The 20,116-nt window shown below is 65.8% G+C and carries 20 protein-coding genes and 2 tRNA genes; 8 read left to right on the plus strand and 14 right to left on the minus strand.

Going from position 1 to position 20,116, the window contains the following annotated elements:
- Positions 1 to 4: 4 nt before the first annotated feature.
- Complete coding sequence (gene nadA, locus ACGVWT_RS11545; RefSeq protein WP_017978336.1) at positions 5 to 1,018, plus strand: quinolinate synthase NadA; 1,014 nt, start codon at positions 5 to 7, stop codon at positions 1,016 to 1,018.
- 4 nt (positions 1,019 to 1,022) lie between these two features.
- Here nadA and ACGVWT_RS11550 read toward each other — a convergent pair whose 3' ends face one another.
- The gene (locus ACGVWT_RS11550; protein ID WP_315462001.1) at positions 1,023 to 1,172 is read right to left on the minus strand and encodes a hypothetical protein; all 150 of its coding nucleotides are present in this window, start codon (positions 1,170 to 1,172) and stop codon (positions 1,023 to 1,025) included.
- Between the two features lie 74 nt (positions 1,173 to 1,246).
- Between ACGVWT_RS11550 and nadC the strand changes: the two genes are divergently transcribed.
- From nadC to ACGVWT_RS11565, 3 genes are all read left to right on the plus strand, one after another.
- The gene (nadC, locus tag ACGVWT_RS11555) at positions 1,247 to 2,092 is read left to right on the plus strand and encodes a carboxylating nicotinate-nucleotide diphosphorylase (protein ID WP_315462002.1); all 846 of its coding nucleotides are present in this window, start codon (positions 1,247 to 1,249) and stop codon (positions 2,090 to 2,092) included.
- Between the two features lie 68 nt (positions 2,093 to 2,160).
- The gene (locus ACGVWT_RS11560; RefSeq protein WP_315462003.1) at positions 2,161 to 2,607 is read left to right on the plus strand and encodes a hypothetical protein; all 447 of its coding nucleotides are present in this window, start codon (positions 2,161 to 2,163) and stop codon (positions 2,605 to 2,607) included.
- Positions 2,604 to 3,317 carry a ribonuclease T2 gene (locus tag ACGVWT_RS11565; RefSeq protein ID WP_315462004.1) on the plus strand — a complete coding sequence of 238 codons (714 nt, stop codon included), beginning with the start codon at positions 2,604 to 2,606 and terminating at the stop codon, positions 3,315 to 3,317. Before ACGVWT_RS11560 ends, ACGVWT_RS11565 begins: the two co-directional genes overlap by 4 nt.
- A gap of 39 nt (positions 3,318 to 3,356) precedes the next feature.
- Here the strand turns inward: ACGVWT_RS11565 and ACGVWT_RS11570 are convergent, their stop codons facing one another.
- From ACGVWT_RS11570 to ACGVWT_RS11605, 8 genes are all read right to left on the minus strand, one after another.
- Positions 3,357 to 3,761 carry a DUF4112 domain-containing protein gene (locus ACGVWT_RS11570; RefSeq protein WP_116460854.1) on the minus strand — a complete coding sequence of 135 codons (405 nt, stop codon included), beginning with the start codon at positions 3,759 to 3,761 and terminating at the stop codon, positions 3,357 to 3,359.
- 38 nt (positions 3,762 to 3,799) lie between these two features.
- Positions 3,800 to 5,227: an ABC transporter substrate-binding protein gene (locus ACGVWT_RS11575; protein ID WP_315462005.1), complete on the minus strand. Its 1,428-nt coding sequence runs from the start codon at positions 5,225 to 5,227 to the stop codon at positions 3,800 to 3,802.
- Positions 5,228 to 5,244: 17 nt separating this feature from the next.
- Positions 5,245 to 5,328: transfer RNA gene (locus tag ACGVWT_RS11580), tRNA-Leu, on the minus strand.
- Between the two features lie 109 nt (positions 5,329 to 5,437).
- Positions 5,438 to 5,716, minus strand: a complete 279-nt coding sequence (locus ACGVWT_RS11585) for an integration host factor subunit beta (RefSeq protein WP_207771662.1) — start codon at positions 5,714 to 5,716, stop codon at positions 5,438 to 5,440.
- A 145-nt stretch (positions 5,717 to 5,861) separates the two neighbouring features.
- Positions 5,862 to 7,580 carry a 30S ribosomal protein S1 gene (rpsA, locus tag ACGVWT_RS11590; RefSeq protein WP_020486448.1) on the minus strand — a complete coding sequence of 573 codons (1,719 nt, stop codon included), beginning with the start codon at positions 7,578 to 7,580 and terminating at the stop codon, positions 5,862 to 5,864.
- A gap of 479 nt (positions 7,581 to 8,059) precedes the next feature.
- Positions 8,060 to 8,488 (minus strand): hypothetical protein, encoded by a 429-nt coding sequence (locus tag ACGVWT_RS11595; protein ID WP_315462006.1) that lies wholly within the window; start codon positions 8,486 to 8,488, stop codon positions 8,060 to 8,062.
- Between the two features lie 15 nt (positions 8,489 to 8,503).
- Positions 8,504 to 8,869 carry a DUF3800 domain-containing protein gene (locus ACGVWT_RS11600; RefSeq protein WP_315462007.1) on the minus strand — a complete coding sequence of 122 codons (366 nt, stop codon included), beginning with the start codon at positions 8,867 to 8,869 and terminating at the stop codon, positions 8,504 to 8,506.
- Positions 8,870 to 9,096: 227 nt separating this feature from the next.
- On the minus strand, positions 9,097 to 9,312 hold the full coding sequence (locus tag ACGVWT_RS11605; RefSeq protein WP_394426454.1) for a hypothetical protein: 216 nt from the start codon (positions 9,310 to 9,312) through the stop codon (positions 9,097 to 9,099).
- Between the two features lie 40 nt (positions 9,313 to 9,352).
- Here ACGVWT_RS11605 and ACGVWT_RS11610 point away from each other — a divergent pair, with 40 nt between their 5' ends.
- A complete protein-coding gene (locus ACGVWT_RS11610; RefSeq protein WP_315462008.1) occupies positions 9,353 to 11,899 on the plus strand; it encodes a TonB-dependent receptor in 2,547 nt (848 codons plus the stop codon).
- Between the two features lie 27 nt (positions 11,900 to 11,926).
- Here the strand turns inward: ACGVWT_RS11610 and cmk are convergent, their stop codons facing one another.
- Both cmk and aroA read right to left on the minus strand, forming a co-directional pair.
- Positions 11,927 to 12,556, minus strand: a complete 630-nt coding sequence (cmk, locus tag ACGVWT_RS11615; protein WP_315462009.1) for a (d)CMP kinase — start codon at positions 12,554 to 12,556, stop codon at positions 11,927 to 11,929.
- On the minus strand, positions 12,553 to 13,908 hold the full coding sequence (gene aroA / locus ACGVWT_RS11620) for a 3-phosphoshikimate 1-carboxyvinyltransferase (protein WP_315462010.1): 1,356 nt from the start codon (positions 13,906 to 13,908) through the stop codon (positions 12,553 to 12,555). Before aroA ends, cmk begins: the two co-directional genes overlap by 4 nt.
- Before the next feature lie 111 nt (positions 13,909 to 14,019).
- On the opposite strand from aroA, the gene ACGVWT_RS11625 reads away from it, so the two are divergent.
- Positions 14,020 to 14,340, plus strand: a complete 321-nt coding sequence (locus tag ACGVWT_RS11625; protein WP_017978348.1) for a TIGR02300 family protein — start codon at positions 14,020 to 14,022, stop codon at positions 14,338 to 14,340.
- Positions 14,341 to 14,566: 226 nt separating this feature from the next.
- Positions 14,567 to 14,642 (plus strand) — tRNA-Ala (locus ACGVWT_RS11630).
- A gap of 109 nt (positions 14,643 to 14,751) precedes the next feature.
- Here the strand turns inward: ACGVWT_RS11630 and ACGVWT_RS11635 are convergent.
- Positions 14,752 to 15,429 carry a methyl-accepting chemotaxis protein gene (locus ACGVWT_RS11635; RefSeq protein WP_315462011.1) on the minus strand — a complete coding sequence of 226 codons (678 nt, stop codon included), beginning with the start codon at positions 15,427 to 15,429 and terminating at the stop codon, positions 14,752 to 14,754.
- A gap of 153 nt (positions 15,430 to 15,582) precedes the next feature.
- Here ACGVWT_RS11635 and ACGVWT_RS11640 point away from each other — a divergent pair, with 153 nt between their 5' ends.
- Positions 15,583 to 15,945, plus strand: a complete 363-nt coding sequence (locus tag ACGVWT_RS11640) for a heavy metal-binding domain-containing protein (protein ID WP_315462012.1) — start codon at positions 15,583 to 15,585, stop codon at positions 15,943 to 15,945.
- A 250-nt stretch (positions 15,946 to 16,195) separates the two neighbouring features.
- On the opposite strand, the gene ACGVWT_RS11645 is transcribed toward ACGVWT_RS11640, so the two are convergent.
- Both ACGVWT_RS11645 and katG read right to left on the minus strand, forming a co-directional pair.
- On the minus strand, positions 16,196 to 17,521 hold the full coding sequence (locus ACGVWT_RS11645) for a sorbosone dehydrogenase family protein (RefSeq protein ID WP_315462013.1): 1,326 nt from the start codon (positions 17,519 to 17,521) through the stop codon (positions 16,196 to 16,198).
- A gap of 270 nt (positions 17,522 to 17,791) precedes the next feature.
- Entirely contained in the window at positions 17,792 to 20,020 is a 2,229-nt protein-coding gene (gene katG / locus ACGVWT_RS11650) for a catalase/peroxidase HPI (RefSeq protein ID WP_315462014.1), read from the minus strand.
- Between the last annotated feature and the right edge of the window lie 96 nt (positions 20,021 to 20,116).

Genomic DNA, 20,116 nt, shown 5'->3' on the forward strand with positions numbered 1-20,116 from the left:
TGTCATGGAACTGACGACCAATCTGGCAGGGCTGGACCTGCGCGCCGAGATCGACCGCCTCCGCAAGGAGCGCAACGCCGTCATCCTCGCGCATTACTATCAGAAGCCCGAGTTGCAGGACCTTGCCGATTTCGTCGGTGACAGCCTGGATCTCAGCCGCAAGGCGCAGGCGACCGATGCCGACGTCATCGCCTTTTGCGGCGTGCGCTTCATGGCCGAAACCGCGAAGATCCTCAGCCCCGACAAGACGGTCGTGCTGCCTGATATGGACGCCGGATGCAGCCTGGAAGACAGCTGCCCGCCCGAACAATTCGCCGCCTTCCGCGCCGCACATCCCGATCACATCGCGCTCACCTACATCAACTGTTCGACCGAGGTGAAGGCGCTCAGCGACATCATCGTCACCTCCTCGTCCGCGGAAACGATTCTCGCGCAGCTGCCGCGCGATCAGAAGATCATCTTCGGCCCCGACCGCAATCTCGGCGGCTACCTCCAGCGCAAGACCGGGCGCGAGTTGTTGCTGTGGCCGGGCGTGTGCATCGTGCACGAGGCGTTCAGCGAAACCGAGCTGCTGAAGCTGAAGGCGCAATATCCCGGCGCCCCCGTCGCGGCGCATCCCGAATGCCCGGCGGTGATCCTGGATCACGCCGATTACGTCGGCTCGACGCGTGGGATCCTGGAATATGCCAATGCGATGCCCGGCGACACGCTGATCGTCGCGACCGAGCCGCACATCATCCACCAGATGGAAAAGGCAATGCCGACCAAGCGCTTCATCGGTGCACCGGGCGCGGACGGCAATTGCAACTGCAACATCTGTCCGTACATGGCGCTCAACACGCTGGAAAAGCTTTACATCGCTTTGCGCGATCTCACGCCGCGCATCGAAATCGAGGAAGGGCTGCGCATCAAGGCGAAGAAGAGCCTGGATGCCATGCTGGCGCTCGCCTCGACCAGTGTCGGCAAGGGCGACCTGGGGCCGGCACCGGTGGCGCCGGTCCCCGTCACGGGGGACTGACGCGTTAGCGCGACGATGTCGGGGTCGACGCGCCGAGCAGGTCGCGCGCGGCGTCGAGGTGGATCGCCACCATCGTCAGCCCCATCGCATCGGCCAGTTCGAGTGCAGCGGTGAGCAGTCGGCGCAATTCGGCCTCGTCAGCACCGTCGGTCATATATCCCCCTCCCGTTCCCGTGACACCTGATAGCCGCTTTTTCCCTTCCGGCGTCTCAATAGGATGATCCAGTCATGCGCTTCCGTCTGGACGGCTTCGATACCGACGTCTTTATCGCCGCCACCTTGGCGGAGGATCTGGGGGAGGCGGGCGATATTACCTCTGCCGCGGTAATCCCGGCGGAGGCGCGCTTCGCCGGTGTGATGGACACGCGCGAGCCGATTGTGGTCGCGGGCCTGGGCTTGGCGGAGGGCTTTTTTCACGCGCTCGATCCGCAGGCGGTGATCACGCCGCTCGCGGCCGATGGCGATCGTGTGCCGGCCGGCACAGACTTGATGCGGATCGAGGGATCGGCGCGCGCGATGCTGACCGCCGAACGCTCGGCGCTCAACACCGTCCAGCATCTGTCCGGCATCGCCACGCTGACCTGTCAGTACGTCGATGCGATCGCGGGTACGGGCGCGACCCTGCTCGATACGCGCAAGACGATCCCTGGACTGCGCCGGCTCGAAAAATACGCCACGCGCGTCGGCGGGGCGCAGAACCATCGCATGGGCCTGTGGGATGCGGCGATGATCAAGGACAATCACGTCGCGGTCGCGGGTGGCATCGCCGCGGCGGTTCAGCGTGCGGTCGCAGCCGGGATCGAGCGGATCATCGTCGAGGTCGACTCGCTCGACCAGATTGCGCCTGCGCTCGACGGCGGCGCGACGCATCTGCTGCTTGACAATATGGACCCTGATACGTTGCGCCAAGCAGTGGCAATGATCGGCGGACGGGTGCCGACCGAGGCGTCGGGCGGCGTGCGCCTCGACACGATTGAGGCGATCGCGGAAACGGGCGTGACCTACATTTCGGTTGGGCGGTTGACCCAGTCGGCGCCGGCGGCGGATATCGGCCTCGATTTCGCGCTGCTGTGATCGAGGCGGCTTGCGCGGCGCTGCTGCGCGGCTAGGCTGCCGCGCATCTGTTCTGCTTGGGGGCACCCATGATCAAACCACCGTCGATCGCGCGTTTCGAACAATTCTACTGGGCCTCGGTCATCCTCGGCCTGATCAACACCGCCCTCAACTGGAAGACCTCACAGGCGCTGATTGCCGCCAATCCGGTGCTGGCGGGCGCCAGCTGGATCGTGCCGGTGACGCAGCTGATCGGCCTGCTGATCGCCGTACTGCTCTGGTTCTTCATCGTCCGCCGGCCCAGCGTCGTCGCCAAGTGGATCCAGGTCGTCTTTGCTGCTCTTGGCGCGTTCGGCATTGCCTCGGCACTGTTCATGCTGGCCATGGGGCGTGTCCCGGTCACCTTACAGGTCGTGCTCGGCCTCGTGGCCAACATCCTCTACATCGCCGCCGCGGTGATGCTGTTCAAGCTGGACGCCAAGGAATGGCTGGGCGAGGGGCGCGACCCCGACGATGTCGAGGCGCCGCGCGTATGATCGGCCGGCTTCTGCTCGCCGCCACGGCGATCGCGCTGCCGGCCGCGGCACAGGCGCAAAGCTATCGCTGCTCGGCCCCGACCCAGATCGATCGGCCGCGCCCCGATCTGGCCGACGCCCGCCAGCCGCAGCGGTTGCTTCCGATCGGCGGCTATACGCTGGCGATCACTTGGGCCCCGCAATTTTGCCACGAGCATGCGCGCGATGCCTCTGCCCGTTTCCAATGCGGTAGCGGCAATCGCTTCGGCTTCACGCTGCACGGCCTGTGGCCGGATGGCGTGGGCAAGGACTGGCCGCAATATTGCCAGGCGACGCCGCTGCTGTCGCGACAGGTGATCCAGCAGAACATCTGCTCGACGCCGTCGGCGCAGCTGCTCCAGCACGAATGGTCGAAGCACGGCACCTGCATGTCGGGCTACACGCCGGAGCGCTATTTCGCGCAGTCCACCGGCCTCTACGCCAAGCTGCGCTATCCCGACATGAACGCCTTGTCCCGCGGCACGCTGACGGCGGGCAAGTTGGCGCAGGCGATGGCCGACGCCAATCCGGGCCTCACCGCCGACATGATGCGGATCACCGCGAACCGGCGCGGCTGGCTGGACGAGATCTGGCTCTGCCTCGACAAGACGTTCCGCTATCAACGGTGTCCGGCGCATCAGGGCGGGTTGGCGCCCAATGCCAGCGTGAAGATCTGGCGCGGCATGCGCTGATTCCTTCGCCGTCCGGGCCGGTACGCACCGGCCCGGCGGTCAGCCGATGATCGTCGCCGTCGCCGGGTGATGGCGGTCGAGATGCTTGCGGATGATCCGCAGGTTGCGCGTGTTCGATCGGAAGAAAAAGTCGGGCACCGCACCGACGAAGGGGATGAGGCCCAGCGCCCAGTCGATCCCGACATTGCCGAACATCCGCGCCATCTGAAGCTTCGACATGCCGAGGTTGCGCGCTTCCCACACCAGCCAAGACCCGACCAGCGCCGCGATCGTCGTTCCGACGACGGGCACCAGGTCGAGCAGCACGTCCATGCCGACTTTGCGATTGGTGCCGGGCAGCGTGAACAGCCCCTCCATCACGCGCTCCATCGCTTCTAAGCGGATGCGGACCGAGGCGGGGTCGCGCCCGGTCGGTAGCGTTGCGATCAGCGGACGCATGTCCATGGGACGGGGCCGGCGGGGCGTGGTCTGTGCCATGCCGCTTAATTGGTGTCGTCGCGCAGCCGGTTCAACGGGTGCCAGGCCCGCGTGTTCGGGCGCCACTGCCTCAGCCGCAGCGCGACCAGCGACCAGCGCAGCGGACGCGCGATCGGGATGAACGCGGTGTCGACCGCCAGCGCCGCATCGGCCAGGCCGATCAGCCGTGCGCGGTCGGCCATCGTCGGCGCATCGCGCGCGGCGATCAATGCAGCACGGGCCTCGTCGCCGCACGCCGCGCAGGCGGTGGCGAGGTACCAGCGCGCGCTGTCATAGGGGGCTACCTGATCGACGAGGCGCAATTCGGCAGGTGCGGTCAGCGCGACGCGTTCCGGCGTGATCCCGATCGCGTAGAGCGCCGCGGCCATCTGGCCATAGAGTAAGGTCGCGCCGGGACCCGGCGGCAGGGCGATCCGCAACCGCACGGGCGCACCGAACGCGGCGACGCGCGCTTGGGCGTCCGCGATCCGCTGCTCGGGAGACAGCAGCGCCCAGCCTGGTATGGCGGGTGGCGCGCCGGAGTCGAGCGACTCTGGCAGGATGCGCTCGGCCGTCTCCCACCCCGGCATCACCGCCGCCGTCACCGCAGCGCGATCGATCGCGCCGTTCAGCGCCGCGCGATTGCCGGGATCGGCGAGGAAGCCGTCGCGGGACGCGATGGCGAAGCCGAACAGGCCGACGGCAGGGTCGAGGCGGAGATTGGCGGGCGCGACCTGTGCGACGCCGAGCAGCGGCCAGTCGGCGAAGGTGCCGCCGGTGACGTAATCCGAATCGCGAGCGACGAAGCGGACGATGGCGCGTGCCGCACGTTCGCCGATCAGCCGCACGTCGTCTTCGGGGCGGGTCGTGCGGTGATCCTCGGGATCGGCGCGCGTCCGGTCGAACGCCGGGCGGAGCAGCAGGCTATGATGGGCGGCGCTGGCGATCCGCATCGGCCCTGCGCCGCCCGCACTGCCGATCCCGCCGCTGCGCCACAACGCGAGTTCGGGCTGGGCGAACAGTTTGAGCAGATCGGGGCGAGGGCGCAGCAGTCGCACTTCGATGACCTGCGGCGTCATCGTGACGATCTCGTCGATCGCCGTCAGGAAGGGGGCAAGGGGGTTGCGCGAGCCGGGGGCGATCTGGCGCCGTAGCTGCGCGACGACCTGGTCGGCGGTCACCGCGCTGCCATCGGGCCATTGGGCGTCGCGGAGGCGGAAGATGTAGCTGGTGCCCTGATCGATGACGATCCAGCGTTCGGCGAGCCCCGGTTCGATCTGGCCGCTGGCATCGAACCGCACCAGCCCCTCTGCCGTCGCATCGAGCAGCAGCCGGGTCGGCGTATTGGGTAACGTTCGGCTGGGATCGGCGAGCCGGGGTGCGGTGCCGATCGCACTGGCGACGACCGGCCCCGAATCGGGGCGCCGGTCGCAACCGGCGAGCGCCGCAGTCAACGCCAGCGCAAAAGCAATGGTGCGGACGGCGGGACTCGAACCCGCACTCCATAGGAAGCCGATTTTAAGTCGGCTGCGTCTACCGGTTTCGCCACGTCCGCACACATGGGCACGACAAGCGCACGTGGGTGCGGGCGTCAAGTCACGACCGGTATTTCATTGCCGTGCGGACCGAAGATAGTCCGCCGGACGACGTGGCAATGCCCCGCGTCACACGTTCAGACGGGCGCGCATTTCCTTGCCGGGCTTGAAATAGGGGACGCGCTTGGCGTCGACATCGACGGTTTCGCCGGTGCGCGGGTTGCGACCGACGCGGGCTTCGCGAGCGCGGGTCGAAAAGGCACCGAAGCCACGCAGTTCGACGCGGCCGTTCGCGGCAAGCCGCAGCGTGATCTCGTCGAAGAAGGTGGTGACGATCGCCTCGACGTCGTGGCTCGTCAGCTCGGGGTTGAGATCGCAGAGTTTTTGAACGAGTTCAGATCGGATCACGGTACGGGCTCCCCCCGGCGCCAGGTTGCGGAGATTGATGAAGATCAATGCCCAAGACGTATAGGGCCGCAGCGAAACCGATCCAATGAAAAATATGTCAGGTCAGGACATTTCTGCCCCGACCTGACACATGGGTAAGTGTTACTTACTTCTTTTCGGCGTCCGAGCGGGCCTTCAGCGCCTCGCCCAGAATGTTGCCGAGCGTCGCGCCCGAGTCGGACGAGCCGTACTGAGCAACCGCCTGCTTCTCTTCGGCGATCTGCATCGCCTTGATCGAGAAGGTGGGCTTCTTCGAACGATCGAAGCCGGTGACCATCGCGTCGAACTTCTGGCCGACCTGGAAACGCTCCGGACGCTGTTCGTCACGGTCGCGGCCGAGATCGGTGCGCTTGATGAAGCCGGTCGCGCCATCGTCGCCCTGCTGCACTTCGAGGCCCGCATCGCGGACTTCGAGGACGGTGACGGTGACGATCGCGTTCTTGTTCAGACGGTCGCCCGCTGCCGCGATGCCGCCGGCCGCCGGGCCGCCGCGCTCGAGCTGCTTCATGCCGAGGCTGATGCGCTCCTTCTCGGCGTCGATGTCCAGAACGATCGCCTGAACGGTCTCGCCCTTGCGGTGCAGGTTGAGGGCATCCTCACCCGACACGCCCCAGGCGATATCCGACATGTGGACCATGCCGTCGACGTCGTTGTCCAGGCCGATGAACAGGCCGAACTCGGTCGCGTTCTTCACTTCGCCCTCGACGGTCGAACCGATCGGATGGGCAGCGGCGAACGCTTCCCACGGATTGTTCTGCGCCTGCTTGAGGCCGAGGCTGATGCGACGCTTGTCCTCGTCGACCTCGAGCACCACGACATCGACTTCCTGCGAGGTCGAGACGATCTTGCCCGGGTGGACGTTCTTCTTGGTCCAGGACATTTCGCTGACGTGGACCAGGCCTTCGATGCCCGGCTCCAGCTCGACGAACGCACCATATTCGGTGATGTTCGTGACGCGGCCCGACAGCTTGGCGCCGACCGGATACTTCGCGCTCGCGCCATCCCACGGATCGGACTCGAGCTGCTTCATGCCGAGGCTGATGCGCTGCGTGTCCTTGTTGATGCGGATGATCTGCACCTTCACGGTGTCGCCGATCGCGATCATCTCCGACGGATGATTGACGCGCTTGTACGACAGGTCGGTGACGTGCAGCAGGCCGTCGATGCCGCCCAGGTCAACGAACGCACCGTAATCGGTGATGTTCTTGACGACGCCGTCGATGATCTGGCCTTCCGCCAGGCTCTGGATCAGGCCCGAACGCTGCTCGGCGCGGGTTTCTTCCAGCACGGCGCGACGCGACACGACGATGTTGCCGCGCTTGCGGTCCATCTTCAGGATCTGGAACGGCTGCGGGATGTCCATCAGCGGGGTGACGTCGCGGACGGGGCGGATATCGACCTGCGAACCCGGCAGGAACGCCACGGCACCCGACAGGTCGACGGTGAAGCCGCCCTTGACGCGGCCGAAGATCACGCCCTCGACGCGGGCGGTCTTGCTGAATTCGAGCTCCAGCTTGTCCCAGGCGGCTTCGCGGCGGGCGCGGTCGCGGCTGAGCATCGCTTCGCCATGCATGTTCTCGACGCGGTCGACATAGACTTCGACTTCGTCACCGACCTTCAGATCGGCCTTCTGGCCCGGTGCGGCGAATTCGCGCAGCGGCACGCGGCCTTCCGACTTCAGACCGACGTCGATGACGGCCATGTCGTTTTCGATCGCGGTGACGGTGCCGTGAACGACACGGCCCTCGAAGCTGTCGGCACCGCCGAACATGTCATCGAGCATCGCGGCGAAATCGTCGCGGGTGGGTTGGGGCTGGGTAGCCATAGGGTTAGAGTGTCCTCGAGTTTTTATGTTTCCGGCCAAGCGGTTGGGTCCGCTGGTCTTGGCTGAAAACGCCGCGGCGACCCCATGCCGGTCGCGGCATCCATCGGGCGGGCGTGCAGCGGGAGGAATGCGATGCGCTGAATGCGAAAAGGGCGCGGTCCGCCAAGCGGTCGCGCCGTCCCCCGCCGAACACCTGCTCGCCGGACCGGCGCGCCATAGGGGAAATGCGGGCTTTTGGCAAGGCGCGGCAGGGGCGTGGCGGGATGGTCGCGAATCGCCGTTCGGGGGCGCGAGGGCCCGCGGAAGTGGACGAAGTGGACGATACGTTATCGTCGGAAACCAGGGGCCCGCAGCGCCCGGCCGGGATCGGCGGGGCGAGGGGCGGGCGGGTCATGGAGGGGGTGTAGCAGAAACGGGGTGTGTAGGGCAGTTGTCTGCTATGCCGATCTGCACGAACGCCATATACGTTTACGCTTGGACTAGCTTGTGGGAGGGGTCGCCACCATATTGCTGATCACCTCTTCGACGTCCTTGTCTAAGTTGAGGTCGCTAGCGCTGTGAACAAGGTAAAGACCTGCTCCTGAGACTTTTCCGCTCTCGGGGTTGCCGAAAAAATGTGGTCCTAGTTCTCGTAGATACCGTGGCTCAGAAATGAAATGATTTTTGTCTTGATGGTCGACGCATTTATAAAGCGCGTGGGCGACCAAATCCGCGACCTGAAGAGCGGAGTCTTCACTCTTTGATTTTGCGGAAAGATTGCTAATCGCAATATTTTTTAGTTTTGAAGTCATTGGGTGCTTGGGGTTGCGCTGACATACCCGTAGAAAAGAGCGCAATTTATCGTAGTCGAAATTTCCCTTCTCGAAAATAATGGTCAAGTTTTCTGGAGGTATATCGTTTTTCTCCATAAACCAACCCACCCTCTATAGAAGATATTGGGCACATTTGTTGTAATAAAATTTATTATTGCTGCTGATGCTGGTTTTGTAATCCCCGAGCGTTTCTTTGCGGGATATGATACCAAATAACTTTTTGCGGTGTGCGGCAATTTCTCGAATGAAAAATATCTTCTGATAATGCTCTAATTTGGAGCAGTGAAGATCCTTCTTTCCTACGTCAATCGCCACGCGATCTAACGTTTGTCGAATGCTTTCGAGACTGTCATCAGGAAAAAGCGCAGCTCCCATAGTCATATATGGGGAAGCGCCTCTGGACGTGGTGGGCGATCGAACGAGATCGATTCCGCTGTCACCACTTTCGTCAACGAATAGAGTGAATCGTCTTTTCATGTCGACGATGCTAGCCGCAAGTGACACATCATCAAGCGATTATTCTAGATCATGCAGAAACGCTACCATCGGCCGACTACGGCGCGGCCCCAAGTTGGCTTGGGGCTGAATTACGCTGCGTAATCGTCCATCAGAGCACCTGTATATAGTCAAAAAAGGAGTGGGGCGGTTTAATTGCGGAGAGCCGTCTGGCTTGGCGGGTGGGGTGTTTGTCGCGAAAGGGTGCGTCATTCGAACCTAGTCGCCCGCCGCGCCTCCACCAGCGCGATCGCCTTTGCGACGCTCGCCTTGATCGTGAGCGCGCTCGTAGCGAGCAGTGCGGCATCGGCGGCCATCGTAAGCGGGGCGGCGGAGCGGGCGCTGTCGCGGGCGGCGCAGTCGCGGATGTCGTATAATCGCCGCCAATTTGCGGCTGTGTAACTGTCCCGTCGTAAACAGTCCATAATGGACCCAGCAGGCCAATAAGGTCGTCTGGGGAACATCATGACATCCAAATTCATCCGCGTCGCCGGGGTCGGTGGCGCGTGCCTGATGCTCGTCGCACCGCAACTGGTGCTGGCGCAAACTGCCGGAACGATCGCTGCCGAGGACAAGGCCGGCGAGGACATCATCGTGTCGGGCAAGAAGCTGCCGACCGCGGGGATCGAGATCGTCGATGCGCCCAAGGCGCGTGCGATCGTGACGCGGGACTATATCGAACATACCGTTCCGGGGCAGTCGATCTTCAACGCGATCAACATGGTGCCCGGCGTTAATTACGTCGCGGGCGATCCTTATGGCGGCAACGGCGGCGGTATCCGCATCCGCGGATTCGATGCATCGCGCATCGCCTTCAGCTTCGATGGCCTGCCGCTGAACGATGCCGGCAACTATGCCATCTATTCGAGCCAGCAGATCGATCCCGAACTGGTGCAGACGGTCAACGTCAGCTTCGGGTCGACCGACGTCGATACGCCCACCGCCAGCGCCTCTGGTGGGACGGTCAACTATCGCACGATCATGCCGACCGAACAGGTGAGCGCGACCGCGGTCTATTCGCATGGCCGCGGCAACATGAACCGCGTGTTCGGCCTCATCAACACCGGCGACCTCAATGCCAGCGGTACGCGGGCCTGGGTCTCGGCAAGCCACCAGAGCTACGCACTCTATCCCTATTCGGTCGTGCGCAAGAGCCAGTACAATGCGCGCATCTATCAGCCGCTGGGGTCGGGCAAGGATTTCCTGTCGCTGGCCGGCTTCTTCTACCAGCATCGAAACATGGGCTTCGGCGGGCCGTCGGTCGCCACGGTCAATACGATTCTGGGCGGCGTGCTGCCGATCTCCACGGCGAGCAGCGCGACGCCGGTGCGCGTCGACCTGACCCGCGCGCAATATGACCGCGTGATGGGCGCGGCGACGACGTTCACCAACACGCCGGACTGCACGCTCGCCTCCGCGACGCCCGGCAACGGGACGGTGCAGGACGACCGGTCGCTCTGCACCAATACGCGTCAGGTCGGGATCAACCCGGTCGATACCGGCAATGCGCGCTTCAACAGCCTGTTCACGCTGTCCGATCGCCTGACCTTCACGCTGGATGGCGGCTATAGCTACACGATGGCCAATGGCGGCGGCTCGACCGTGTTTGCCGAGAGCGACGCCAATGCCGGCGCGCGCGGCGTGTCGCGCAACCAGATCGGCCGCATCGGTGCAGGCATTGCGGCGGGGCGCGACCTGAACGGCGATGGCGACATGCTCGACTATGTCCGCGTCTTCTACCCTTCCAACACGCAGACGCATCGGCTGATCGCGATCGCGGGCCTGCGGTACGACGTCGACGCCGCCAACCTGCTGCGCCTTGCCTATACCTGGGATCGCGCCCGGACGGCGCAGACGGGCGAGGCGGCGTATCTGGGCGTCAACGGCTATCCGACCGCCGATTTCGGCGGGCGCGACGGGTCGGTCGCGGTGCGCGATGCGGCGGGCAGCGTGCTGAACAAGCGCAACCGGCTGACCTATTCGATCCTGCACCAGCTATCGGGCGAATATCGCGGCCGACCCTTCTCGGACGACCTGTCGATCACGCTGGGCCTGCGCGCGGCCTTCTTCCGCCGCAACATGAGCAACGCCTGCTACACGATCCCGGGCAGCGGCAGCGAGGCCTATTGCACCTCGCAGAGCGCGCAGCAGGTCGCGGCGGACAGCCGCAGTGCCGGCTTCGGCGCGCCGTACGTGGGGCGCATCCGCGAATATCACGCCTTTCTGCCCAATGCCGGCCTGGTCTGGCAGATGACGCCGACGACGAGCCTGTACGCGAGCTACAATCGCGGCTTCTCGGCGCCGACCACGGACATCTACGCCTATGACGACAAGGTCATCTCGCTGAAGGATCAGGAGGCGGTGCCCGAGCGCACGGACTCCTACGATGCGGGCCTGCGCTATTCGCGCGGCATCGTGCAGGCACAGCTCGGCGGCTGGTACATCCGCTACGACAACCGCATCGTCAGTACGACGGTGCCGCTGGACGGCGGCGGCACGATCAGCGCCAGCCGCAACGTCGGCCGGGTCGACAGCAAGGGGATCGACGCGACGCTGATCGTCAACCCGACGCGCTGGCTGTCGCTGTACGGCTTCGGATCGTACCTGAAGGCCGAGCTGAAGGAGAATATCCTGAACGCCGCGACGGGCGCAGTGCTGATCGCCACCAAGGGCAAGTCGCTGGTCGACACGCCGAACTGGCAATATGGCGGCCGCGCGCAGGTGACGCTGCCGTCCGTCGTGATGGGGGCGTCGGCCAAGCACGTCGGCGATCGCTTCATCACCGACGAGAATGACGCCATTTCGGCGGGGTATACGCTGCTCGACCTGGATGCGCAGGCGAAGCTGGACTGGGCCGGCCTGCCCAAGACGTACCTGCAGATCAACGTCACCAACCTGCTCGACACGCGCTATTACAGCAATGTCGGGACGGCGGCACGGATCCGGGATGGCGGCTGGGTCAACTTCGGCAATGGGCGTACGGTCGTCGCCAGCCTGCACTTCGAATTCTGAGCGGGCGCGCGGCGGATCGGCGGGGCATTATGCCCGGCCGGCCCGCCGCGCCTCGACCAGGGCGATCGCCTTTGCCACGCTCGCCTCGATGGTGAGCGTGCTCGTATCCAGCAAGGCAGCGTCGGCGGCCATCGTCAGCGGTGCGGTGGAGCGGGCGCTGTCGCGGGCGTCGCGGGCGCGGATGTCGGACAGGACCTGTTCGTAGGCGACGTCGCTGCCGTGCCCCTGCAATTCGCGGTGGCGACGTTGGGCGCGGACCTGGGGGGTGGCCTTCACGAACAATTTGGCGTCGGCATCGGGGGCGATGACGGTGCCGATGTCGCGGCCGTCGAGCACTGCGCCACCGGGCTGGCGGGCGAAGCGCTTCTGGCGCTGGAGCAACGCGGCGCGGACGAGCGGATGCGCCGAGACGATCGAGGCGAGCTGGCCGATCGCATCCTGGCGCAGCGCGGGATCGTCGAGCAGGCTTTCGTCGAAGTTGCAGGCGGCGACAGCGTCGGCCTCGATCGCCGGGTCCAGCTCCATCCGCTGCACGGTCAGCGCGACCGCGCGGTAAAGCAGGCCGGTGTCGAGATGCGGCAGGCCGTAATGGCGGGCGAGCGCCTTGGCGATCGTGCCCTTGCCGCTCGCGGCGGGTCCGTCGACGGCGATGATCATGCGTTGAGCCATTGCGGGGCGGCGCCGAGGCGGGTCGCGGTATCGACGAACAGCGGGTAGCTGGTTGCGATCGGCGCTGCGTCGTCGATGCGGACGGGGCGGCTGCTGTGCATGCCGGCGACCGCCATGCTCATCGCGATGCGATGGTCGAGCAGCGAGGCGACGCGGTCGCTGCCGGTGCCGGGCAGGGGCTCGCCGTCGCGGCCTTCGATCGACAGGCCGTCGTCATGTTCGGTCAGGCGCACGCCGGCGAGGCCGAGCGCGGCGGCCATGGCGGCGATGCGATCCGATTCCTTGACGCGCAATTCATGGGCGCCGCGCGCGATCGTCGTGCCTTTCGCGAAGGCGGCGGCGACGAACAAAATGGGATATTCGTCGATCATGCTGGGGGCGAGATCGGCAGGCACCTCGATCGCCGACAGGCTCGCGTGGCGGACGCGCAGATCGGCGACGCGCTCGCCGCCGATCTCGCGCCCGTCGACCTCGTCGATCGACGCGCCCATCAGGCGCAGCGCGGTGAGCAGGCCGGTGCGCGTCGGGTTCATCAGCACGTTGCGGATCGTCACGTCCGATCCCGGCACGATCGACGCCGCGACCATCCAGAAGCCGGCCGACGAGGGATCGCCGGGGACGGTGATGTCCTGCGGCCTCATTTCCGCCTCGCCGTGGATCGCGATCAGCTTGCCGTCGGGCGTCTCCTCGACGGTCAGCTCCGCCCCGAAGCCGCGCAGCATGCGCTCGCTATGGTCGCGCGTTGGCACCGGCTCGATGACGCGGGTGATGCCGGGGGTGTTGAGGCCGGCGAGCAGCACCGCCGACTTCACCTGCGCCGAGGCGACGGGCAGCGTATAGGTGATCGGGACCGCCGGGCAGGCGCCGCGCATGGTGAGCGGCAGGCGCGCGCCCGGGCTGGTCGTGAAGTCGGCGCCCATGGCGCTGAGCGGTTCGGTCACCCGCGCCATCGGCCGCTTCGACAGGCTGGCATCCCCGACGAACGTCGCGGTGATCGGATGGCTGGCGACCAGGCCCATCAGCAGCCGGGTCGACGTGCCCGAATTGCCCATGTCGAGTGCGGTCTGCGGCTGGAGCAGCCCGCCGACGCCGACGCCGTGGACGGTCCAGATGCCGTCGTCGCTGCGATCGATCTGCGCGCCCATCGCGCGCATCGCGGCGGCGGTGGCGAGCACGTCTTCGCCCTCCAACAGGCCCTGGATGCGGCTTTCGCCGACGGCGAGGCTGGAGAACATCAGCGAGCGGTGGCTGATCGACTTGTCGCCGGGCACGGTGACGGTGCCGCGCAGGGGCCCTGCGGCGGCGATGGAGAGCGGGCGGGGAGGGGAGGCGTTCGACATGGCTGGCCGCGGGCTTTGACAGTCCCCTTGCGCTATGGCAAGGCGCGCTCCACCTCGGGCCAAGGGCGACCTTTGGCTCGCGAAACCCATTTCCGAAAGGTATCAGACGGCATGGTCAAGCCGGAATGGGGCACGAAGCGTACGTGCCCGAAATGCGCGACGCGCTTCTACGACCTCGAAAAGGACGATCCCGTCACCTGCATCAACTGCGGCACGACGTGGAATCCGGAGCCGATCCTGAAGTCGAAGCAGCCGCTGCCGTTCGAGCAGATCAAGCCCGATTCGAAGGAAGCGGACAGCGATCTCGAGGGTGAGGACGAGGATCTGGAAGCGCTGGGCGAGGAGGAAGAACCCTCGGCCGACGACGAGGTGGACCTCGGCGGCGACGACGATCTGGGCGTGGAAGCGCCGACCGAAGACGACGATCATTAAGTTCTGAAACGCGCTGAGGCGCGTTTCGCGGTGCCGGCCCGCTCCCCCACCCGGCCGCCCACCGAGTATCCTTGATGGGTGGTCGGGTGGGGAAGCGGGCCGGCACCGCCGCGAAATTCGCTCTTCCGCGAATTTCAAACATAATTGTGGATAAGTGCATGGCAGGCGCAAATCGGCGCTTGCCATGCCAGGGCGCCCCGGTTAGTGGGGCGCCTCCCGGAACGATGGGGCCGTAGCTCAGCTGGGAGAGCGCTGCAATGGCATTGCAGAGGTCAGGGGTTCGATCCCCCTCGGCTCCACCATTCGTTCCGAAGAGGCCGAAAAGCCTGCTCAAACTTTCCCGATAATCCCACGCACCGAGCGATTGTTACGATTGTAGCAGGACGTGGTCTGTAGCGCCCTTGCCCAAGCCTAGGCGAGATTGAGCGACGCTTCGTTGACCTGGGCGATTTCGAGCAGGACGTCGGACGTCTGCCGCGACAATTCGCGCACCTCGTCGGCGAGGACCGCGAAGCCGCGGCCCTGATCGCCGAGCCGGGCCGCTTCGATCCGTGCATTGAACGCCAGGATGCGGGTGTCGGCGGCAATCTTCGTCACCGTGGCGAGCATGGCATGCGCGCGGCGGGTCAGCGCCTCGCGCTCCTCGACGACGCGCTCCATCGAGCGTTCGTGCGTGACGTCGACGTAGGTCAGCACCGCGCCGCCGTTCGCGATGGGCGTAAAGGTGATTTCGAAAATCTGGCCGTTCTCGAAATGATGGTCGAGCCGCTGCCGCTGGCCCTGCCGTTGCCACTGGCGGTGATTGTCGAGCACGCGGGCGACGCGATCGTCCGACCATCCTACCGCCTGGCCGATTTGCGCGAGATAGTCGGCGAGCATCGTACCGGCGGGCAACTCGCCCTCGGTCAAACCGAAGGTCGCGCCGACCTGCGTATTGATGAGCAGGATCCGCTCATCCGCGCCATAGACTAGCATGCCGTGGCGCATATGCGCCATCACCGTGGCGAGATGCTCCGCCGTGTCGATCGCGGGCGCCTGGCTGGCGTCCGGTTGCGGGCGATCGGGTGAGGGCGGGTCGAGCAGGGCCATAGGAGGCCGCCTGTAGGCGGTTGGTAGCGATATCGCGAGGGCGAATGTTTGGCCCGCAGCCGGGGTGGCGGCAGGCGCTGGATTCGGCACGGGAACTTGGGCAGGTTCGGGAGACCGCGCGTATCGGGCGCGTGGCGAACCGGGAGGGGTTTCATGATGATTGTCCGCTTGGCGCTGTGCGCTGCACTGCTCGGGTGCGCTGGGGGTGCCGCTGCACAGGAAGCGAAGGCACCGCTCGTCAATCCGGAGGCGGGTGTGCCCGTCTTTGCCGGCGATATCACGGACCGGCCCTATCAGGTGATCGGCGAGGTGAAGGCCGGGGTGCGCAAGGCGACGGTGTTCAGCAAGTCGTCGTCCGAGGCAAAAATCTATCGCGAGCTGTGGGAGCGGGCGAAGAAGATGGGCGCCGACGCGGTGATCAACGCCAAATATGGCGAGGCGCACGTCACCGCGATCAGCTGGGGCAAGACGAATGCCACGGGCACGGCGGTGAAGTTTACCAACGCGGGGAAATAGGCTCGGGGCGCGCGACCCGGTTCGGCGCGGTGTTTGTTCGACAGCGCTAATGGTGGGTCAGACCGCGGCTGTCATTGCGAGCGTAGCGAAGCAATCCAGAGCCGGACCAGGACGCCCTGGATTGCTTCTCTCCGCTAGCAATGACGTATCAGGCTGGGACGGTGCGGCTGGAGCCTTTGGCCGTCCCCGCGCTGAGAAGTGGACCCCGGAACCAGTCCGGGGTGACAGGAGATCTGGGGCGGGTGGGGCCTTACTTGGCCGCCACGCGCCAGATCGTATTGCCGACGTCGTCGGCGACCAGCAGCGCGCCGGTGCGGTCCGATTCGAGGCCGACGGGGCGGCCGCGCGCTTTGCCGTCGGCGTTGAGGAAGCCGGTCAGCACGTCCTGCGGCTTGGCGCCGTCGGCCGGGAAGCCGCGCGCGGCGAAGGGCACGAAGACGACCTTGTAGCCCGACACGGGCTTGCGGTTCCACGAGCCGTGCTCACCGATCAGCGCGCCCTGCGCGTAGCGGTCGCCCAGCTTCATGCCATTGGCGAAGGCGAGGCCCAGTGCAGCGACGTGCGGCCCGAGCGCGTAATCGGGGCGCTTCGAATATTGCTGCAGGTCGGGGCGCTGCGGCTCGACGCGGTTGTCGGGATAGCCACCCCAGTAGAACCACGGCCAGCCGAACTGGTCGCCGAGCTCGACCTGCGTCAGGTAATCGGGCGCGAGGTCGGAGCCGAGCATGTCGCGTTCGTTGACGACGGTCCAGATCTGCTGGTTGTACGGGCTGATCGCCATGCCCTGCGGGTTGCGCAGGCCGCTGGCATAGATGCGGAAGGTCTTCTGTTCGGGATAGACTTGTAGGATGTTGGCGCGGAATTTCTCCGCCTCCAGCCCCTTTTCGGCGATGTTTGAGGCCGAGCCGACGCCGACGAACAGCGTCTTGCCGTCCGGCGCGGCGATCAGCGTGCGCGCCCAATGGTTGCCGCCGCCGTTCAGCTTGACGACCAGTTCGGGCTTGGCGGTGATCTGCGTCGCGCCGTCGGCATAGGGCACGCGGACGAGCGCGTCGGTGTTGGCAATGTAGAGCTGGCCGTCCAGCAGCGCCATGCCGGTCGGCGAGTTGAGGCCGGTCATGAAGACATGGCGTTCTTCGGCAACGCCATCGCCGTTCGCGTCGCGCAGCAAGGTGATGCGGTTGGCAGACGGCACGCCGGCACCCGCCTTGTTGAGCAGGCGGCCCATGACCCAGGCCTCGATGCCGCCGCCCTTGCGGGGCGGCGAATTGGTTTCGGCGACCAGCACGTCGCCGTTGGGCAGGCGATACAGCCAGCGCGGATGGTCGAGGCCGCGCGCGAAGGCTTTCACCGCCAGGCCGGCGGCGGGGGTGGGCGTTTCGTTGCCCTGCCAGCCGACGACGTCGGCCACCTTGACGGTGGGCAGCGTCTGGTCGCGCGGTTCGGTGATGTCGGGGCGCTTGCCGGCGACCTGATCGACCGACAGCTTCGCCGTATCCGGCCAGGCGAGATAGACGACGACCGCCACGGCGATGACGGCGATGAGCGCGGCGACGCGCAGGACGTGCTTCAGCATGGGGCTAGGATAGGGGGCGCGGCGCCGGCGGGGAAGGGGCGTGTGCGGTTCATCGATGCGGTGGTGACCGGCTTTCCGTCATTGCGAGCGGAGCAAAGCAATCCAGGGCGTCCTGGTCCGGCTCTGGATTGCTTCGCTCCGCTCGCAATGACGGGTCGATGGCGGGCGCCCAAATAAAAAGACCGCCGACGCGAGAGGGGATCGCGTCGGCGGCCCGTCATCCCGGCCGGAAGGGTCGCTCCCTCCAATAGCCGGGACGAACCGTATGCCTCAGGCCGGCGAGCCGACCAGCAGATCGTAGCGATCGGCGTTCATCACCTTCGTCCACGCCTTCACGAAGTGATCGGCGAACATCGGCGCGGCATCGCTGCACGCATAGACTTCGGCGATTGCACGCAGCTGCGAGTTGGAGCCGAACACCAGGTCGGTGCGCGAGGCGGTCCACTTCTGCTCGTGCGTGTGGCGATCGGTGCCGACGAACTCCTCGTCGCTGTCGTCGCTGACCTGCTTCCACGCGGTGCCCATGTCGAGCAGGTTGACGAAGAAGTCGTTGGTCAGCTGGCCCGGACGGTCGGTGAAGACGCCGTGCTTCTCCGCCTTGGGATGGTTGGCGCCGAGGACGCGGAGGCCCGCGACCAGCACCGCCATTTCCGGCGCCGACAGGCCGAGCAGCTGGGCGCGGTCGATCATCAGCTCCTCGGTCGGCACGTTATACTTGACCTGCAGATAGTTGCGGAAGGCGTCGGCCTTGGGCTCCAGCACGTCGAAGCTTTCCGCGTCGGTCTGTTCGGCGCTGGCGTCGGTACGGCCGGGGGTGAAGGGCACCTCGATCGCATGGCCCGCGGCCTTGGCCGCCGCCTCGATCCCCACCGAACCGCCGAGTACGATCAGGTCGGCGATCGAGACCTTCTTGTCACCCTTGCCGTCGAAGTCCGCCTTGATGCCGTCGTAGACGTTAAGCACCTTGGCGAGCTGCTCCGGATTGTTGACCTCCCAATCTTTCTGCGGAGCGAGACGGATGCGGCCGCCATTGGCGCCGCCGCGATGGTCCGACCCGCGCCACGTCGCCGCCGACGCCCAGGCGGTCGTCACCAGTTCGGCGACCGACAGGCCGGAATCAGCGATCGCGCTCTTCAGATCGGCGACGTCGCCGCCATCGATCTGCGGATAGTCGGCAACCGGGATCGGGTCCTGCCAGATCAGCTCTTCCTGCGGCACTTCCGGGCCGATCAGGCGGATCTTCGGCCCCATGTCGCGGTGCGTCAGCTTGTACCAGGCGCGCGCCCAGACGTCGGCAAAGTATGCCGGGTCGGCGCGGAATTTCTGGCAGATCGCATTGTACGACGGATCCACCTTCAGCGCCATGTCGGCGGTGGTCATCATCGTCGGCACGCGCTTGCCGGCGGTGTGCGCCGCTGGGGCGAGCGTCTCGTCGGGATCGCCGACAGGGTGCCATTGATGCGCGCCGGCGGGGCTCTTGGTCAGCTCATACTCATGGTCGAAGAGCATGTCGAAATAGCTCATGTCCCATGTCGTCGGCGTCGGCGTCCACGCGCCTTCGATGCCGCTGGTGATCGTGTGATCACCCATGCCGCTTTCGTGCGTCGAGGCCCAGCCGAGGCCCTGCGAGGCGATGTCGGCGCCTTCCGGCTCGACGCCGACGAGCTTCGGATCGCCCGCGCCATGCGCCTTGCCGAACGTGTGGCCACCGGCGGTGAGGGCGACGGTCTCCTCGTCGTTCATGCCCATGCGGGCGAAGGTCTCACGCATGTCGCGCGCCGAGCCCTGTGGCATCGGGCAGCCGCCCGGACCTTCGGGATTGACGTAGATGAGGCCCATCTGGATCGCGGCGAGCGGGTTTTCGAGCGCGCGGCCCTCCTGCTCCTCGATACGGGTCTGGCCGAGCCATTCCTCTTCGGTGCCCCAATAGACGTCCTTCTCGGGCTCGAACACGTCCTCGCGTCCACCGGAGAAGCCGAAGGTCGGGCCGCCCATCGATTCGATCGCGACGTTGCCCGCCAGGATGAACAGGTCCGCCCAGCTTAGCTTACGGCCGTACTTCTGCTTGATCGGCCACAGCAGGCGGCGCGCCTTGTCGAGGTTGCCGTTATCGGGCCACGAGTTGAGCGGGGCGAAGCGCTGCTGGCCCGCCGACGAGCCACCGCGGCCGTCGCCGGTGCGATAGGTGCCGGCGGAGTGCCAGGCCATGCGGATGAAGAAGGGGCCATAGTGACCATAGTCGGCCGGCCACCAGGGCTGGCTGTCGGTCATCAGCGCGGTGAGATCGCGCTTCAACTGGTCGTAATCGAGCGTCAGGAATTCGGAGCGATAGTCGAAGTCGTCGCCCATCGGATTGCCGCTGACGCCCTTCTGGTGAAGGATGTCGACCGACAGCGCCTCGGGCCACCAGTCGCGCGAGGTGCGGCCCAGCAGGCTTCGCAGGGCCGCGGGCTTCTTGTTCGGGTCGCTGAGTGGGCTGCCTTCGGTGATCGCGTCCATGTCCTGCTCTCCCTCAAAACGCTACGTCCGCTGCGGGCATGAACGCCGCCGCAGCGATGCTGTTGCCATGGGATATCGCAGTCCGTCTGATCGGGA

The organism is Sphingomonas sp. S6 (assembly GCF_043498045.1).
Lineage (GTDB): Bacteria > Pseudomonadota > Alphaproteobacteria > Sphingomonadales > Sphingomonadaceae > Sphingomonas.